Genomic DNA, 17,899 nt, shown 5'->3' with positions numbered 1-17,899 from the left:
CTAGGTGTGTTGTTAAATTATGGGCCTTTTCTTATCTTGTATAGATGAAAGGTGTTACAATGTCCTTTGAAGAGAGTTTTAATCGGTTTCGCCCTTAAATACCCGAGCTGATGGTGTAACGCCTCCAATCCAGTAAGAAAGTTCATGAGGACCGGACACAGGCCAGAAAGCAATATCTGCCGAATAGCCTTCGCACAGCAATCCAATTCTGCTTTGCATGTTAAGGGCATGAGCACCGATAGATGTTGCGCCATGCAATGCTTCTGCAGGGGTTAGGCGCATAAGAGTGCAGGCCATGTTCATGATAGTTGTCATATCCAGTACAGGGGAGGTGCCGGGGTTGCAATCGGTGGCAAGGCCCATAGGCACCTTGTATTTCCTGAATAAATCTATCGGGGGGAGTTTGGTTTCACGGATAAAATAAAAAGCACCAGGGAGGAGCATAGCAATTGTGCCAGCAGTAGCCATGTCTTTTATGCCGGTCTCATTTGCATATTCCACATGGTCAGCCGAGAGAGCTTTAAAGCTTGCAGCTAGCGCGCAGCCATTACTGTCTGACATCTGATCTGCATGGATACGCACCGGCAGATTTAACTTGGTGGCAGCTTCAAAAATACGTTCTACTTCTTGGGTAGAAAAAGCAATACTTTCACAAAAAGCATCAACACTATCTGCCAGTTGCTCTTCAGCTATGCGGGGGAGCATATTTTCGATCAGGTCTGTTACATAACAATCCTGACGGCCTGAATATTCTGGAGGCAGGGCATGTGCGCCTAAAAATGTTGTATGAACACGTATGGGTAGATGTTTTTCCAGAGCACGGCCAACACGCAGAAGTTTTAATTCATCCTGCAATGTTAAGCCATAACCAGATTTGACTTCAATAGTCGTTGTGCCTCCAGCAATCATACGTTTGGCGCGTTTTATAGCCAATTCGAGCAATGTTTCTTCTGACGCAGCGCGTGTTGCGCTGACTGTGGCATTAATACCGCCACCCTCGCGCGCGATCTGCTGGTAGCTTACACCCTCTAAACGTCGAGCAAACTCATTGCTGCGGTCGCCTGCATAGACAAGGTGGGTATGAGCATCAATGAGCCCCGGAGTAGCCCATTGATGGCTCATATAATAGACATTTCTGGCAAGATTTTCAGGTGAATTTGGAAGATCTTTGGCTGCACCAATCCATACAATTTTTCCATCTTGCGCTGCAATGGCAGCATTTTTTATGCAGCCATATGGGTCATCCTGAGTAATACGCGAGGGGGCCATAGTAGCCAGATGAACGTCCGTCCAGAGTGTATCCCACATGGCTTCCTGCTTTCTCTATGTATGACCTAACATACAAAGGTATATACAAATAAGTCAAATCCGTTATGATTCCAAAATAACAACGGCAAGACTCTGCTGTTAGCGGTGCAGCCGGGAGTTGGGTGCAATAAAAGCAGATATGGATAGAGCTGCATGACCGAGCTTTTTGTGGATCAGGCTTTTCTCTCAGATGGATGGCATAAGAATGTGTCGTTGGTTGTGGGGAAGGATGGCACTTTTTCTTCCGTTCGGCCTAACACCCAGCCTTCGGCGGGAGCGGAAAGAGTGAGTGTCGCTCTGCCACCCCAGATCAGTTTACATTCTCACGCTTTTCAGCGTGGGATGGCTGGAATGGCAGAGCGCAGGCAAACACCTTCGGACACATTCTGGACTTGGCGCAACCTTATGTATCGGTTGGCAGGCCACATAACGCCAGAGCAAATGGAAGTCATTGCCGCATTTTTATACATGGAAATGCTTCGTGCCGGTTATACGCAGGTTGCGGAGTTTCATTATCTTCATCATGATAAAAAGGGTAATGTTTACGAAAACCCAGCTGAAATGGCTTTGCGCATTGCATCAGCGGCCAAAACTTCAGGTATTGGTGTTACAGTTCTACCCACACTTTATATGTATTCTGGGTTTGGTGGGCGTCCATTACTGGATGAGCAGAAACGTTTTGCAACAAAACCTGAGCAGATTGTTGATATTCTACAAGCTGTGCAGACGCAAACTAAGCAGAATATCTTGATTTCCACTGGATTAGGGCTGCATTCCTTACGGGCTGTGGATATGGCGGATGTCAAACAGTTGACGCAGAGTGGCGCTGTGGAAATGCCTGTGCATATTCACATAGCGGAACAGATCGGGGAAGTTGAACAATGCCTTGCTGCAACAGGGCAGCGGCCAGTGAATTATCTGTTTGATCATGTGGAAGTTAATGCCTGGTGGTGTCTGGTTCATGCAACGCATCTGGCACCTTCGGAAGTTACTCAGCTTGCACAAAGTCAGGCTGTTGCAGGGCTCTGCCCGATTACGGAAGCTAATTTGGGAGATGGCTTCTTCCCGCTTGTTTCTTACGTGGCGCAAAAAGGCCGTTTTGGCATTGGATCCGATAGTAATGTGCTGATCAGTCCGGCAGAAGAGCTACGTCTTTTGGAATATGGGTTGCGTTTGTCAGAACAAAGTCGCTGCGTGGCGTTGCCGCAGAATGAACTGGGGTCCACAGGGAGATGGCTTTATCAGCAGGCTCTTGCTGGTGGTGCTCAGTCTTGCGGTCTGGCACAATGGGGGCTGGTTGAAGGTGCACGTGCAGATCTGTGTGTGCTGGACTTAGAGCATCTACCTCTTCCTGATCTGGAAGGTGATGCATTGTTAGACGCTGCTCTATTTTCTGTTTCAGCACTGCCAGTCAAGCATGTGATGTGTGCAGGAGCTTGGCGTGTCAGGGATGGCCGGCACTTACAGCAGGACTCTCTAACGCAACAGTTTCGTAAAGTTATACGCACAATTTTTTCTGAAAATTAGCCACTAGAAAGCAGGAAGGGTGAAGCGGATGGAAGCTGTTTATACCTTTACACCCGGTGATGCGCCGGTTCTTGTTACGTTGCCTCATGCAGGGCAGCTTTTACCTCAAGGATTTAAAGAACGCATGACCGAGCATGGGGCAACTCTGCCGGACACAGACTGGTATATGGAAACATTATATGATGTTGCACAGGGTTTAGGAATTGGTGTTTTGCGCGCCAATTACTCGCGTTATGTGGTTGATCTCAATCGTGGTGCTGATGATGGTGTTCTATACCCTGGACGCCCAAGCACGGGGCTTGTGCCCCACCTGACTTTTTCTGGTTTACCCATTTATCAGGACGGTCATATCCCTGATGAACAGGAAGTCGCGGAGAGAACGCGTGTGTTCTGGCAACCTTATCACGCACAAATCGAGCAGGAACTAACACGGTTAAAAACCAAATGGGGATGGGCAGTTTTGTGGGATGGGCACTCCATTGCTTCAAAAATACCCCGTTTGTTTGAAGGGGTTTTGCCAGACCTGAACTTTGGTACCAATATGGGGGCTGCCTGTGCGCCGGATCTGGCTCAGGCGTTGGTTGCGCACGCAAGCACATTACCGCATTACACGCACGTGCTGGATGGGCGTTTTAAAGGTGGTTATACGACTCGCCATTATGGACGGCCGGATCAGCAAGTTCATGCTGTGCAGCTTGAACTTGCACAAACAACCTACCTTGAAAGCGAAGAGAAGCCATGGCTTTTGAATTCTTCCAAAGTGGAACTTTTAAAGCAGGCTTTAACGCAGTTTTTGCAGTGTGCCTTGGCTTTTAGAGCATAAGCCGAAAATAGATGAGTTTTTTAGAATATTGCTAATTGACAATGAAAATGTTCAGCGCCTAAATGAACGTATATACAAGTACTGACAAGGGACTGAAAATGAGTGACGCATCCGCAGTTTCCAATAATCGTCTTGCTAATGATCGCGTAATTCGGTCTCCAACCGGGCCGGAAAAATCAGCTAAAAGCTGGCAGACAGAAGCTGCTTTGCGGATGCTGATGAATAACCTGGACCCAGAAGTGGCAGAACGTCCATCTGAACTGGTTGTCTATGGTGGTATTGGGCGTGCTGCACGCAACTGGGAGTGTTATGACCAGATTGTGCGTAGTCTTAAAACTCTGGAAGATGATCAGACCCTACTTGTACAATCAGGTAAGCCTGTTGGTGTCTTTCGGACACATACAGATGCTCCCCGTGTGTTGATCGCCAATTCCAATATTGTGCCGCATTGGGCAAACTGGGATAAATTTAACGAACTCGATCGTATGGGCCTGATGATGTATGGGCAGATGACGGCCGGTTCGTGGATCTACATTGGTTCGCAAGGAATTGTTCAGGGCACTTACGAAACCTTTGTGGAAATGGGGCGTCAGTATTACGGCGGTAACCTTAAAGGCCGCTGGATCCTGACAGGCGGTCTGGGGGGCATGAGTGGGGCGCAACCGCTTGCTGCTGTTATGGCCGGGGCTTCTATGCTGGCAGTGGAGTGTGAACCAAGCCGGATTCAGAAACGTTTGGACACAGGTTATCTGGACCGTCGTGTTGATACACTGGACGAAGCTCTGGACCTTATTAACGCTGCCTGTGCAAAGGGAGAGGCAATTTCTGTTGGGCTTTTGGGGAATGCCGCAGAAGTGTTCCCTGAACTCGTTCGACGCGGTATTCGCCCAGATGCCGTTACGGACCAGACATCAGCTCATGACCCGCGCAATGGTTATCTGCCCAAGGGCTGGACGTTGGAAGAGGCAGAGCATAAACGTCTGACGGACCCAGCAGTGGTGGAAAAAGCAGCCCGCCAGTCCATGCGCGATCATGTGGAAGCTATGGTGGCCTTCCATCGTATGGGTATTCCCACGTTCGATTATGGTAATAATATCCGCCAGATGGCTTTTGAAGAAGGGCTGGAGGATGCTTTTGCCTTTCCCGGCTTTGTGCCTGCTTATATTCGCCCACTGTTCTGTCGTGGTATTGGACCATTCCGCTGGGCCGCGTTGTCGGGTGATCCGGAAGATATCTACAAGACTGACCAAAAGGTCAAAGAACTGCTGCCAGATGATGTTCATTTACACAACTGGATGGATATGGCGCGTGAGAAAATTCAATTTCAGGGCCTGCCTTCCCGTATTTGCTGGGTAGGTTTGGGGGATCGTCATCGTCTGGGCATGGCCTTTAACGAAATGGTCGCTAACGGTGAACTAAAGGGACCAATTGTTATTGGTCGTGATCATCTCGACAGTGGATCTGTAGCCAGTCCAAACCGCGAAACCGAAGCCATGCGGGATGGAAGTGACACTGTTTCTGACTGGCCGTTGCTGAATGCCCTGTTAAACACAGCATCTGGTGCAACATGGGTATCTCTGCATCACGGCGGCGGTGTTGGTATGGGCTTCTCGCAGCATTCGGGCATGGTCATTGTCGCTGACGGCACACCCGAGGCAGCCCGCAGGCTGGAGCGCGTTTTGTGGAACGACCCTGCTACGGGTGTGATGCGTCATGCTGATGCCGGGTATGACATTGCTGTGGCGTGTGCCCACGAAAAATCCCTTGATCTGCCAATGATTACGCGTGGAGCTTAAAGAATATGACTGCTACAGCCTTTACTCTTCATCCTGGTAAATTAACTTATGCCGAAATTCGCTCTTTCTTTTTCTCACCGTCCACAAAAGTGGAGCTGGCAGCAGAAGCAGAGGAGGTTCTGCATAAGGCTGCACTTTCAGTTGAGCGAATTGTTGCTCGTGGGGAGCCTGTTTATGGGGTGAATACGGGATTTGGCAAGCTTGCTAAAACGCGTATCCCTGATGACAAACTCAAGGATCTTCAGCGTAATCTGGTGCTTAGTCATGCAGCAGGAATTGGTGCTCCCATGAGCGAGGCTGTTGTGCGGCTGATTCTGCTGCTCAAAGCTAATGGGCTGGCCAGGGGTTTTTCCGGTGTGCGCAAAGAGGTTGTGACCTTTCTGCTTGCCATGCTCAACCGCGGAGTTGTGCCGGTTATTCCAGAAAAAGGTTCCGTTGGTGCTTCGGGCGATCTGGCTCCTCTGGCTCATATGAGTGCTGTGCTTATTGGCGAAGGCCATGCGTTTTATAAGGGTGAAAAACTGACAGGCGCTGAAGCACTTAAAGCTGCCGGTTTGGCACCTATTGTGCTGGGACCGAAGGAAGGTCTGGCGCTGCTGAATGGCACACAGGCTTCTACCGCGCTGGCGTTGTCAGGCCTATTTAAAGCTGAACGTGTTTTTCAGGCTGCTCTTGTTGCGGGCGGCTTAACACTGGATGCTGCGCGCGGCACCGATGCACCATTTGATCCACGTTTGCATGCACTTCGTGGCCAGCGTGGGCAAATGGAAACAGCTGCTGTTTATCGTAGTCTGCTTGAAGCATCCCCAATCCGTGATTCTCATAGGGAAGGGGATGAACGTGTGCAGGACCCTTACTGCCTGCGCTGCCAACCTCAGGTTATGGGAGCTTGCTTGGATACATTGCGTAATGCGACCGTAACATTGGTAACGGAAGCAAATGCTGTGTCTGACAACCCCATTCATTTTGCCGATACGGATGAAATGATCTCGGGTGGCAACTTTCATGCGGAACCTGTGGCTATTGCAGCGGATACCATTGCTATTGCCCTGTCCGAAATTGGGGCTATTTCCGAGCGGCGCCTGGCAATGTTGATGGATGCACAGATGAGTGGGCTCCCTCCCTTTTTGGTGCAGGATAGCGGCTTGAATTCTGGTTTTATGATTGCCCAGGTTACTGCGGCAGCATTAGCATCGGAAAACAAGACTCTGGCGCACCCAGCCAGTGTGGACAGTCTTCCAACATCAGCCAATCAGGAAGATCATGTGAGCATGGCGACCTTTGCGGCCAGACGTCTGGAAGACATTGTGGAGAATGTCTGCACCATTATTGCCATTGAATGTCTGGCAGCAGTGCAGGGGTTGGACTTTTTGGCTCCGCTCAAAACGTCTCGCCCTCTGAGTGTAGCAAAAGATGCTGTTCGTGAGGAAATTACGTTCTTTGCACAAGACAGACTATTCACTCCCGATATCGAAGCTATGCGAGCACTTATTGCCAAAGCTGTTATGGTAGAGCGTGTAAAAGCATTGGTGCCATTGCCAGAATGTGGAGCGTTACTGGATTAATGAATGGGCCCCCGAACTGACCAGTTCGGGGGTATTTTATAGAAAGTATGCTTATGGTGTTTGTCGGGTTGGATTGCTTGCAACAAACAGCAGAACACATGCTGCCGCGCCTGTTTAGGGATTATGTGGCAGGAGGCGCACATGATGAAGTGACTGTGCTAGCCAATAGAAATGCATTTAAAAAATGGGCTATAATGCCTCGCTGCCTGCGTAATGTTTCTCAGGTTTCCATATCAACGCAATGGCTGGACTATGAGTGCGCAGCACCTTTCATGCTTGCACCAGTAGGGTTTTTAGGCATGATGCGTTATGGAGCCGATTTTATGGCGGCACGTGCTTCAGCTAAAACAAAAATTCCCTTTTGTGTTTCAACATTTTCCATTACTGCCCTTGAGGATATATGCGCCGTTGAGGGGGCTCATGTTCTCGCTCAGATTTATGTTTTCCGTGATCGTGAGATCACGCGCGATATGATCAATCGTGCACGCCAATGTGGAGTAAGCACTCTTGTTCTGACAGTGGATACGCCGATAACGCCGTTAAGGCCGCGGGACGAAAAAAATGGTTTCAGGCGGCTGACTCATCCGTCTTTAGGGCAATTGGTCTCGTTTGCGCAGGCATGGCGCTGGAGCCTTGGCATGATGCGCCATGGTATGCCAGTTTTGGGGAACTTGCAGCCGTACGGAATGGGTAGAACATTATTGGAGCAAGCCAAAACTGCTGCCTCCCAAATTGATCCTAGTCTGACATGGAAGGATCTGGAATGGTTGCGTGCACAGTGGGGGGGCAAATTGGTTGTCAAAGGCGTTATGCATCCCGATGATGCTGTGCAATGTGTGGCGGTAGGAGCAGATTCCGTTATGGTTTCCAATCATGGTGGTCGTCAGCTTGACCCCGCTCCGGCTACGCTGGACGTGCTGCCAGATATTGTCGCATCCATTGGACCTTCTGGCTCAGTTGTTATGGATAGTGGCATAAGGCGTGGAGCAGATGTAGTATGTGCGTTGGCTCAGGGAAGTTCTTTGGTTGGGTTGGGGCGTCCCTTGGCGTGGGCACTGGCCGCGGGGGGAGAAGCAGTTCTGATTGAGATGATTGGCGGCCTACAAGGTGAAATTCGTGATATTATGGCGCTAGCTGGGATAACCAGTATAGAAAAACTACATGCTGCAGGCACTACCATGCTGCGTAGGTGTTAAGTGCCTGCAAAATGTGGCGTTAGGCAAAACCTCCAATATGCGTAACTGCGCCTAAATGAGTTGGGCCGACGAGCTTAACGTATTTTTCCAGAACACCATTGATGGATGGGACTTTAGGTGCAACGTAGGTTTTTTTTCGATTATGTAGCTCCTTTTCGGGAACAATCAGTTCTATAGTGCCAGCCTTCACGTTAATACGAATGATGTCTCCATTTCGTACCAACGCTATAGTGCCACCCTGTGCAGCTTCCGGACTAGCGTAGCCAATGCACATTCCGCGTGTTGCCCCGGAAAAGCGACCATCAGTCAGCAATGCGACCTGCTCACCCATCCCCTGCCCATAAATGGCGGCGGTAACAGCTAGCATTTCACGCATTCCCGGACCACCTTTTGGCCCTTCGTTGCGAATAATCAGTACACTTCCAGGTGTATAGTTTTGTGTTGCAACAGCCTGTGCGCAGTCTTCTTCATTTTCAAAAACCTGTGCTTTTCCTTCAAAATAAAGGGATTTTAAACCTGCTGTTTTTATCCATGCTCCATCAGGGCAAAGATTACCCTTAAGCATGACCAATCCACCCGTCGTTGCCAAAGGGTTAGAGCATGAACGAACAATTTTGCCATCAGGACCTGCGTGGTGTGCGAGTTCCTCAGCCAGTGAACAACCTGTAATGGTTGGCGTATTGCCGTGCAGATATCCTCCTTGCAGCAATGCGTTGAGGATGACGGGCACACCCCCTATCTGGTTTAAATCTTTGATTAAAAATTGCCCGCCGGGAGAAAGATTGGCGATAAGAGGTGTACGTTGAAAAATATGCGCCATATCATCAAAATTAAATGGAATACCAGCTTCATGCGCAATGGCTGGAATATGTAATACAGAATTGGTCGAGCCTCCTGTGGCAGCGACCGCAGTGCAGGCGTTTTCCAGACTCTCGCGTGTGATCAGGCTTCGCGGCAAAGGGCCACCATCATTTATAATCTGCATGACTCTCTTGCCCGCCTTACGCCCGATAACCATGCGTTCGCTGTACACTGCGGGGATGCTTGATGACCCCAAAAACGATAGCCCTAGTGTTTCTGCCACCATTGCCATTGTGCTGGCTGAAAACTGGCCAGGACAAGCGCCGACAGTCACAGCGCAGGTGCGTTCAATGTCACTCAGCTCGCTTAGGGTAATCTGTCCACTTTGATACTGACCGATCCCCTCCACAGCATTAAGAACTGTTCGTTCCGTGCCATGCGCGGAATAGCCGGGTAGCATGGCACCGCCAAAAACAAAAATGGATGGCAAGTTAAGGCGTACCATTGCCATCATCATCGCAGGGAGTGTTTTATCGCACCCGGCAAAGCTGACCAGCCCATCATAAGCATGTGCACGTGCTGACATTTCCACACTATCGGCTATCAACTCGCGTGATGGTAGGCTCATGCACATGCCTGCATGACCCATGGTTGTACCATCCGAGACGGAGATTGTTGTAAAGCTTACCGGGACGCCGCCGCCCTCAGCCACTCCCAGGCGGGCGCTGTCGGCCTGTGGGATTAATGACATGGAACAAGGAGTATTTTCCCCAGCGGTGCTGACAATCCCGACAAAAGATTTTGCCATATCTTCGTCTCCTAAGCCAGTGGCCCGCAAAAAGGCACGCTGTTCAACGCGCATAATACCATCGGTGACGATATGCGATTTATGTTTGTGAAGAGAGGGAGCGTTGGACATATGCTTATCCTTTTCAGCCGGATGTGCACTGAACGTCATGAAGTCGTTGTGCGGCAAAGTATGAGCGGCTGTGCCTAATAAAAAGCCTGCCACAAATTTAATTGTGACAGGCTTTTGTTCATATTCAGGAGTTAGAATAGATCAGAAGTTGGTGCTGATCGACCCAAAGAACATACGCGGTGCTCCCACCAACATGGACTGGAAATCCATAGCTCCTCTGGAAATGCTGAGCGGATTTCCGTTTTCGCCCATGGTGGCGATGTAACGGTTGTTCTGGATATTAGTAACACTTAGGTTGAGTGTCATGTCTTTAACAAAACCAACGGATTTTTGGAAGTATGGCAGCTTGGCAAGGTTGTACTGTATGCCAAGGTTGGTCATCCAGTAAGCTGGGACTTTAACATCTCCAACATAGCTGTAGTTGCGCTTGCCTGTGTAGCTTGCATCTACGTAAGCTGTCAGTCCTTTCCAGTCATACGATAGGCGTGTTTTGTACATAAAACGGGGATAGTTGATAATCTGTTTGCCACGTGTGTGGTAGGATACACCGGCTTCTACTAGATTGTCGTCATAAGTAGCGTGATTGTAGCTGACGCTATTTGTGAATGCCAAGTTTTTGATTGGCATAATGGTAATTGCAGCGTCCACACCATTCATTGTGACACCACCAACATTAGATACGGTGGAAATGGGATTGACAGCGGAACCCGATGTAACCTGCTGCAAACGGTTGTTGAAGTTGGTGCGATAGGCGTAAACAGACGCGCCAACGATCTGGCTGCTGTAGCGGTAGCCTGCGGCATAGGTCCAGTCCGTTTCGGGGCGGAAAGAGTTGCGTCCAGCGTCAAACGCGGTCTGAGAGATTGCAAACGGAGACGCGGAAAGCTTGTAGCCAGATTGAGCGTAAGTATGGACGTTTTCGGAAATATCAAAAAACAGTTCATGATGCTTGAGGAAGTGCCAGTCAGCGCTGATATGCGGCAGGAATGGTTTGGACGTTGTTAGTCCAACGCCGCTGGTAATGTTGGCACCTGAGCCATAGTAGTCATCATTGATATAACCGTTCCCCACATTGGTCGTAGCCAGAACGGACTTGAAGCCGAAATGCAGCGCCAGGTTTGGTAAAACCCGGTAAGTGTCCTGCACAAACGCCGTAAAAGTATTGGTATTGTAGGTTTGATTATAGATTTTTGCGAACGGGTCAGACCAATGCCCCAGTGGATCAGGGAGTGCTGATGTTAACTGGCCATTAACAATATTTGGCATTGAATAGGCATACATGGGGGACTGGTAATGGTTGTTTTCATACCACACGCCACCGCTGATATCGTTATGCGCAATATTGTAATGTGCTTGTGAAATAATACCAAACCGGCGGATAGACGGTTCCTTGACCAGTTCGGAAAGAGGGGAACCATTAGGGGAGGGGTAGTAAGGAGTTGTCCAGGTAGTTTGGTTGCTTTCGCCATGACCGTAAGCAGTTGTATCCCACGTCAGATTATTGGTGATCTGCATATGTGCCTTAATACCACCAAAAGTATCGACCGTGTTCAGCACAGCATCGTAGTAAGCAGAGTCAGCTGGGTCCTGCAGTTTGCTAAAGCTGGAGGGGTATTGGCCATTTGCCGCATTGATCGCCTGTTGGAGGCCACTTTGTTTGCCATTGTAATAGTTGGCAACATTATACCCGACATTATTCAGGACTTCTGGAGAGGCATCGGCTGTGGAAAACTGATGTAGATCTGCCCAGTCAAAAAAAGCAGAAATGCTGCTGCTTTCCCCAATGGGTTGTAGAAATTTGGCGTTAACCTGTTGCATGAACTGGTCACCCGTACCTTTCCATATTTGCCCGTCTTGACGCATATAGGAGGCATAAAAGCGCGTTCCAGAGCTATTCAGGTCACCGCTATCGCCGCGTACAAAGGTATGGAAGTTGCCATAACTGCCAAACCCCTGATTGATTGTACCACCGAGTTTGTGGGATGGATCGCGTGAAACATAATCAAAAGAGCCACCAAGGTTGTTGGTCGCAGCAACAGATTCTGCCCCAGCAGACTGCGATACAACAATGCGTGACACGTTTTCTGATGAAATGGCCTGAATGGTATTGAGACCATTATAGTTTCGTACAGTCTGTTCACCTAGTGGCATACCATCCAGAGTCATACCAATTTGCTGCTGCTGAAAACCGTGCATGAATACTTGATTAGACCAAATATCAATACCTTGTGGTTCGGCAGACTGGAACATAATGCCAGGCAATTGCGCCAGAGTTTTGAGCGGGTTAGTCCCTGCCGGCGCTTGGGACAGAAGTTTTTGTCCAATGGTTACAACCGCACCATGAGGCACATGCTTGGATGTAACTTCAAACTGTTCCGAGGTGGAGCTCAGATAGCTTGCATTGGATGTTGCAGAAGTAGCTTTCCGTTTTGCAACGACTTTGGCAGGAACATCTGCCTTCTTGGGTGTGGCTGCAAGAGCATTTGCGCTGCCAACAGAGATAAACATGGAGGAGAAGAGTAAAAGTCTGGTCAGAGAAAAGGTGCTGGGTCTCATGCGTCTGAACTCCACCGGGCTGCTAGAGGCGCAGGATAAAAATAGATATAGACAGGATGTTTCGTCGTCTTAGCCGCATGATTCGTTTCATGATCGATCCAAGATATGCAAGAACCCTAGGTTGTCCATACGAGTTAGGTCAATAGAATTTTAAAACGGAATCGAAATATTTTTTGAGTGTGGTTTTTAGAGAATTTTTTATAAATATGACCAGAAGACTGGGCATAAACTCAATTATGCTGTGCCGTGATAATGCCAAGCATAGTGAGTAATCAAATTATGGTGTTTGGTGCAGTAACCAAGCTCAGAACCGACACGATGATTACGGTATTCTGCCGGCTATCTTGGTTGTTACGTAAGCAGCATTCTTTGGATACGGTCAGAAATTAGCCAGCGCATGCTTCGAGGAAGGGACGCGTAAAATTCTTCATCACGAATGGTCAATATGAATACGGGGATATTAGCCATCTTGCAGGCATATTATCCCCGTATTTTTGTAGATTTTACGATGAAATAGTCGTGCGAGATTTTTTTGTCATAAACAGATAAATGAGTGATGTGAGGACCAACCCAATTGCCCACGAGATATCTGCATGTCCCAAGAGTTGAGCAATTGGTCCAGTATAAAGGTGATTGGATACAAAAGGAATTTGAACAGCAACTCCTAGGGCATAACATATAAGAGCTGGAACATTATAGCGACCGTAACGGCCACCATCTGGCCTGAAAAAAGACGCAACATCGTAAGAGCCATGTTGTATAAGATAATAATCAATCAGATTAATCGAGGTCCATGGGATCATGATAATCATAAGAAGATTCAGGAATTCAGTGTAGGTTTCCATAAAATCGTGAGTCATGAGCATGGTCAGGAGCAACACAAAAAGCATGAGGCTTGCTGTAACGCCTATGCGTGTTCTTACGCCAAAATGGTGCTTAGGATAAACCATCTGCAACAGCATGAGGGACGACAGACTGCCACAATAAATACTCATACCATTGGCAACAGTAATGCCAATAACAAGCATGGTCATAATAAGAGGACCGGCTCCACCAAGGTAGTGCATAAGCGTTGGCAGAATTTCGCTGCTTCGGGGGGTTATAATGCCAAGTATGGTCCCGAGGAACATGGGCAAAAGCGTGCCTAAAGCAGACCCCCAATAGGTGGCATGGAATGCATGTTTGGCACCTTGCTTGCTGTTAGGCAGATAACGCGAATAGTCGGAAACGTATGGTGCATAAGCAAGTTGCCAAAGTGCAGCTACCGAAACCGCCCCCATAAAGCCAGGCAATGTCGTGTGGCCAAAACTCCCAAGAAGAGTATAGGCCTCAGCATTACCAAGAATACACACCAGTGCCCATATAATGGCGATACCACATCCTAAGGATATGAGCTTGGTAATGGTATGGATCGTTCTATAGCCCCAGAATGCTGGAAAAGCCGAGAGTGCCGTAACAGCAAGAACACCGCCTGTATAACCTAACCATGGCAGTGCTAAATGAAATCCCTCTCCTCCTACAACAAGGTTCGAGGCTGAAAATCCGATATAGATAAATACAACCAGCAGAATCATGGGGACTGCACCCATTGATCCAAACTGCCCACATGTCTGTACCATTTGGGGGACACCAAGACGCGGCCCTTGTGCCGCGTGGAGAGCCATAAAAACTCCCCCAACCAAATTCCCTAGCAACAGGGCCAAACATCCTGTCATAAGAGGAAGATGGAACATTGCGGATGCCAATGCTCCCGTAATAACGGTCAGAATAGTAGTGTTTGTGCCAAACCATACAGAAAACAGGTCTCGCGGATGCCCCATGCGCTCGGAATGAGGGATGGGGTAAATCGTGCGCTGTTCAATGACTGCAGCACTGGCAGGGGCGTGTGCATCAGTAGGGTGTAAAGTCATGCTTGAGTCCTGGATGCCGGATGCGTCTGAGTGTGTCGCTATATACGTAAGAGTAGTTACAAGAATGATAACATGTTTCTTTATTGCAATAAAAAGAAAACGATCAGGTTAAGTGTGCACCAGAAGATTGAATGAATTTACGCACCCGTTCCGTACGTGGATTGCCATAAATTTCATTCACTGTTCCACTTTCCAGAATGTAACCATCACCACAAAAACAAACTGTATGCGCTGTTGATTGAACAAAAGCGGGGTCATGGGTAACGACCAGCAAAGTTAGTCCTTGTGAGGAGAGGTCCTGTATGATGGTTTGCACGCCACTAACGAGTTCAGGATCAAGAGCGCTTGTTGGTTCATCAAACAAAATCACAGGCGGATCCATGGCCAGTGCCCGCGCTATGGCAACGCGTTGTTTTTGCCCACCAGAAAGTTGGTCAGGATAATGATTTTGCTTCTGAAGCATATGAACACGATCAAGCGCGGTGCGTGCCAGTATTATGGCTTCCCGTTTAGGAATTTTTTTAACCGTGATGAGTCCTTCAATCACGTTTTCCAGCACGGTTTGGTGAGAGAACAGGTTGAACTGTTGGAATACCATGGGCATACGGGCACGTGCATGTCGTAATGTTTTTTCTGAAGCGATTTCGAAATGTGTTCGGTTTTGATTGCAAAGCTTTTCGCCCAGAGCAGTAATAGTACCGGCATCAGGATACTCAAGAAAATTGATACACCGTAAAAGAGTGGATTTGCCGCCTCCACTGGGACCGATCAGAAAAACTGCATCGCCTTGAAAAACCTTGAGATCAACGCCGCGCAAAACGGCAGTTTCTCCATAAGATTTATAGACCTGCTCAAGGTGTAGCACGGGGGCAGAAGCTTGGGTCATAAGGTCTTATCCTCTTCCGCCAATTCTGACATGATTGGTTTTATAACTACTTTTTTCCTGCGTGCCGGAGTTAAGGTTCGTTCCAGCCATCCAACACAGCGCGCACTGGTAAAACTCATGCAGAAATAAATTACGGCAACCATCAGGTATGTGTTCATGCTGTCAAATGTATTGGAAATCACAATGGTTGCATGACGCAGGAGTTCATTGACTGAAATAAATGATACAAGAGAGCAATCCTTAAGCAGGGCAATAAAGTATCCACCTTGTGTTGGAAGACAGGCCACAAAAGCCTGTGGCACTATAAGCCGGCGATAAACCTGAAAAGGAGACATACCTAACGAGATCGCGGCTGCTTTTTGCCCCGGATCAACCGCGATAATAGCAGCCCGGTACACTTCAGAAAGATAGGCCGACAAGTTTAAAGTCAGTCCCAGAACACCAGCCCAGAAACCGGAAAGAACAATGCCAAATTCCGGCAATGAAAAATATATTAGCAAAAGTTGTACAATAAGAGGGGTGTCGCGCCATATTTCTACATAGGCCTCCAGCGGCCAGCGTATGAGGCGGTTTTCTGAAAGGCGGCCAATAGCAGCCAAAAAGCCCAGCACCATTCCTCCCGCCATGCTAATAAAGGAAAGCTCAAGAGTAACTTTTGCGCCCATTAACAAAAACGGGAAATATTCTTGTAATTCAGACCAGAAAACAGACATTTATCCTACTCCGCCTGTTCATTCTGTGTGAGATTATCTTCAAGCTCTTCCCACACGTTGTAACGTTTTAAAATCGTACGAATGGTTCCGTCTTGCTTCATGCTATCCATGGCGCGGTTAATTTCGTGCAAAAGGCGGGGACAGTTGGCGCGTACTACAATGCCTTCGCTACCGAGCTTGTAGGAAGCTTTGGCTTGCGCCTCTTTCCACGCAGGTTTGGCATCGTAAAAAATGGGGGGGCCTAATGTGCGAAGATCTACAAAATGTTCTTTTTGAGCCTTTAATGTTGCCTGGTCGACAACAATGGCATCAATCTGCCCATTTCTTAGAGCGACAAAAGGGTCACCGAAGGTATTAAAATCACTTACCTTTGCGGCCAATCCTTTATCAACCAACGAATGTGCCATAAGAGAATCTGTCGTCCCCAGAACAGACCCTAGCGTTGCATTTTTAAGATCCGCTACAGTATGAAATGGGGAGTTACCGAGAACAATAATACGATCATAAAGCAAGAAATATGGGTGGGAGTAAGTAATATGCCCATAAAACATGCGTTCTTCAGTTATGGTTTGATCAGAAAGGACAATATCCCATCGTCCGACCTTTAAGCCTGGAATCAGAGTGGTCCATTCTGTAATAATAAATTGCCAGCGTGGAATTCCAAGGCGCTTTGTTATTTCTTGTAAAAGATCAGCGTCAATTCCGCGGTAAGTGCCGTCTTGTTCCTGCCATAGAGAGGGGCGGGCCCCCAATAAAGCATTGCCTGCTGTCAGTACACCGGCCTTACGAATGTCGTCCAGACACTCCGCCTGTGCAAAGGTATGCCAGATATGAGGGAAGGCCACACTGCCAGCCAGAAGAAGAACACGGGACAAAAAAAGAGAATAGTTTTTCATGCCAGTTCTTCTCCTCTAATCTCAATCAGGAAGCAGATTTGTAAATCAAAGGAAAATCTGGACCATCCAACAAGTCTCCATCTTGCAGGGAAACATGTGGAAATGGAGGAGAGCCTTTGCCTCCGCGGTTAGCAAAGCGGGCATTATCCCCCACCCATCGGGCAGAAAAAACACGACGACTTTGAGTATTCCCGGTCGTGGCAGGTGCGCCATGAATCATGCGGAAGTCAAAGGCAATGGCATCGCCCGGCGTTAAGTCCCAACTCCGAATGGTATAGGCGGCGCGGTTTGCATCAATGTCCGGCATTTCGGGCATTGTGTCATTTTCATAAAGACGAGAGCCATCAAACCTTCGAGGACGGTGTGTTACTCCCCATAAGTGGGAACCAGCTACACATTCCAGACAATGGGCTTTGTCAACTGGATCGAGAGGAATCCATAAACTCAACGTTTTATCACCAGTTACACAATAATAAGGGCTATCCTGATGCCATGGTGTAACCAATGTTGTGCCAGGTTCTTTTACGAGTTCATGGTCATGGAAAAAGCGGACTTCATGCGATTCCATGAGTTGTGCGGCAACCTGTGCAGCGGGAGAGTTTTCTACAAAATCCCGAAACTGGGGAATGCGTTGCCAGTTGCAAAGATCTTGAAAAAAAGGAGCAGACCCTTCTGGGCGGTAAGAGCGCTCCAAAGGACTGGGGGCGGCCATAGTGGCAGCCAGACCAGTGCGCAGAGGTTTTATCCAGTCAGTAAACGCACCTCTTACAATGGTTACACCTTCTGTTTGAAACGCTTTGACTGCTGTTTCATCCAGTGTGAATGGGGAGATAGGAAGTGCCATAAGCATTTTTTCCTTACGTTCCGATATCAAAACCATATGTTGTATGTACACACACGGTCAAGCAAAAACGTGCTTGTTCGTGTTTCATAAACATCTGCGGCGTAAATTTAGTCTTTTCAGTCCTATTAAGACTTTTTTATTGACGTTCTGAAAACGAAA

Annotated in this window: 13 protein-coding genes; 5 read left to right on the top strand and 8 right to left on the bottom strand. The window is 48.2% G+C overall.

The genetic code is table 11. The annotated features are described in order from the left end of the window. Positions 1-78 precede the first annotated feature (78 nt). Positions 79-1,308, bottom strand: a complete 1,230-nt coding sequence (hutI, locus tag Absy_RS01100) for an imidazolonepropionase (RefSeq protein WP_048852893.1) — start codon at positions 1,306-1,308, stop codon at positions 79-81. A 153-nt stretch (positions 1,309-1,461) separates the two neighbouring features. Here hutI and Absy_RS01095 point away from each other — a divergent pair, with 153 nt between their 5' ends. The 5 genes from Absy_RS01095 to Absy_RS01075 all read left to right on the top strand — a co-directional run bounded on the left by Absy_RS01095 (position 1,462) and on the right by Absy_RS01075 (position 8,215). Continuing rightward, positions 1,462-2,835 carry a formimidoylglutamate deiminase gene (locus Absy_RS01095; RefSeq protein ID WP_048852892.1) on the top strand — a complete coding sequence of 458 codons (1,374 nt, stop codon included), beginning with the start codon at positions 1,462-1,464 and terminating at the stop codon, positions 2,833-2,835. A gap of 28 nt (positions 2,836-2,863) precedes the next feature. Continuing rightward, positions 2,864-3,658 carry an N-formylglutamate deformylase gene (gene hutG, locus Absy_RS01090; protein WP_048852891.1) on the top strand — a complete coding sequence of 265 codons (795 nt, stop codon included), beginning with the start codon at positions 2,864-2,866 and terminating at the stop codon, positions 3,656-3,658. Between the two features lie 98 nt (positions 3,659-3,756). Next, a complete protein-coding gene (gene hutU / locus Absy_RS01085) occupies positions 3,757-5,454 on the top strand; it encodes a urocanate hydratase (RefSeq protein WP_048852890.1) in 1,698 nt (565 codons plus the stop codon). 5 nt (positions 5,455-5,459) lie between these two features. Then, positions 5,460-7,019, top strand: a complete 1,560-nt coding sequence (gene hutH, locus Absy_RS01080) for a histidine ammonia-lyase (protein ID WP_048852889.1) — start codon at positions 5,460-5,462, stop codon at positions 7,017-7,019. Between the two features lie 47 nt (positions 7,020-7,066). Continuing rightward, positions 7,067-8,215, top strand: coding sequence for an alpha-hydroxy acid oxidase (locus Absy_RS01075; RefSeq protein WP_306414349.1), 1,149 nt, complete (start codon positions 7,067-7,069; stop codon positions 8,213-8,215). Positions 8,216-8,234: 19 nt separating this feature from the next. On the opposite strand, the gene Absy_RS01070 is transcribed toward Absy_RS01075, so the two are convergent. From Absy_RS01070 to Absy_RS01040, 7 genes are all read right to left on the bottom strand, one after another. Further along, complete coding sequence (locus Absy_RS01070) at positions 8,235-10,028, bottom strand: dihydroxy-acid dehydratase (RefSeq protein ID WP_245614651.1); 1,794 nt, start codon at positions 10,026-10,028, stop codon at positions 8,235-8,237. A 48-nt stretch (positions 10,029-10,076) separates the two neighbouring features. Beyond that, a complete protein-coding gene (locus tag Absy_RS01065) occupies positions 10,077-12,491 on the bottom strand; it encodes a TonB-dependent receptor (protein WP_052945671.1) in 2,415 nt (804 codons plus the stop codon). Positions 12,492-12,994: 503 nt separating this feature from the next. Continuing rightward, complete coding sequence (locus Absy_RS01060) at positions 12,995-14,401, bottom strand: purine-cytosine permease family protein (protein WP_048852887.1); 1,407 nt, start codon at positions 14,399-14,401, stop codon at positions 12,995-12,997. A gap of 103 nt (positions 14,402-14,504) precedes the next feature. Next, positions 14,505-15,287 (bottom strand): amino acid ABC transporter ATP-binding protein, encoded by a 783-nt coding sequence (locus Absy_RS01055; protein ID WP_048852886.1) that lies wholly within the window; start codon positions 15,285-15,287, stop codon positions 14,505-14,507. Beyond that, positions 15,284-16,000: an amino acid ABC transporter permease gene (locus Absy_RS01050; protein ID WP_048852885.1), complete on the bottom strand. Its 717-nt coding sequence runs from the start codon at positions 15,998-16,000 to the stop codon at positions 15,284-15,286. The genes Absy_RS01055 and Absy_RS01050 overlap by 4 nt, the downstream gene beginning before the upstream one ends. 5 nt (positions 16,001-16,005) lie before the next feature. Beyond that, on the bottom strand, positions 16,006-16,896 hold the full coding sequence (locus Absy_RS01045) for a substrate-binding periplasmic protein (protein WP_084596778.1): 891 nt from the start codon (positions 16,894-16,896) through the stop codon (positions 16,006-16,008). Between the two features lie 25 nt (positions 16,897-16,921). Further along, on the bottom strand, positions 16,922-17,740 hold the full coding sequence (locus Absy_RS01040) for a phytanoyl-CoA dioxygenase family protein (protein WP_048852903.1): 819 nt from the start codon (positions 17,738-17,740) through the stop codon (positions 16,922-16,924). Between the last annotated feature and the right edge of the window lie 159 nt (positions 17,741-17,899).

It is taken from the genome of Acetobacter syzygii, from assembly GCF_000964225.1.
GTDB lineage: Bacteria > Pseudomonadota > Alphaproteobacteria > Acetobacterales > Acetobacteraceae > Acetobacter > Acetobacter syzygii.
Note: the sequence above shows the minus strand (reverse complement) of the source record. Positions and strands in the feature narration are given on the sequence as shown.

Bases quoted from the DNA above. Each gene is read 5' to 3' on its own strand.
- hutI (WP_048852893.1), bottom strand. From the start codon at position 1,308: ATGTGGGATACACTCTGGACGGACGTTCATCTGGCTACTATGGCCCCC.
- Absy_RS01095 (WP_048852892.1), top strand. From the start codon at position 1,462: ATGACCGAGCTTTTTGTGGATCAGGCTTTTCTCTCAGATGGATGGCAT.
- hutG (WP_048852891.1), top strand. From the start codon at position 2,864: ATGGAAGCTGTTTATACCTTTACACCCGGTGATGCGCCGGTTCTTGTT.
- hutU (WP_048852890.1), top strand. From the start codon at position 3,757: ATGAGTGACGCATCCGCAGTTTCCAATAATCGTCTTGCTAATGATCGC.
- hutH (WP_048852889.1), top strand. From the start codon at position 5,460: ATGACTGCTACAGCCTTTACTCTTCATCCTGGTAAATTAACTTATGCC.
- Absy_RS01075 (WP_306414349.1), top strand. From the start codon at position 7,067: ATGCTTATGGTGTTTGTCGGGTTGGATTGCTTGCAACAAACAGCAGAA.
- Absy_RS01065 (WP_052945671.1), bottom strand. From the start codon at position 12,491: ATGAGACCCAGCACCTTTTCTCTGACCAGACTTTTACTCTTCTCCTCC.
- Absy_RS01060 (WP_048852887.1), bottom strand. From the start codon at position 14,401: ATGACTTTACACCCTACTGATGCACACGCCCCTGCCAGTGCTGCAGTC.
- Absy_RS01055 (WP_048852886.1), bottom strand. From the start codon at position 15,287: ATGACCCAAGCTTCTGCCCCCGTGCTACACCTTGAGCAGGTCTATAAA.
- Absy_RS01050 (WP_048852885.1), bottom strand. From the start codon at position 16,000: ATGTCTGTTTTCTGGTCTGAATTACAAGAATATTTCCCGTTTTTGTTA.
- Absy_RS01045 (WP_084596778.1), bottom strand. From the start codon at position 16,896: ATGAAAAACTATTCTCTTTTTTTGTCCCGTGTTCTTCTTCTGGCTGGC.
- Absy_RS01040 (WP_048852903.1), bottom strand. From the start codon at position 17,740: ATGGCACTTCCTATCTCCCCATTCACACTGGATGAAACAGCAGTCAAA.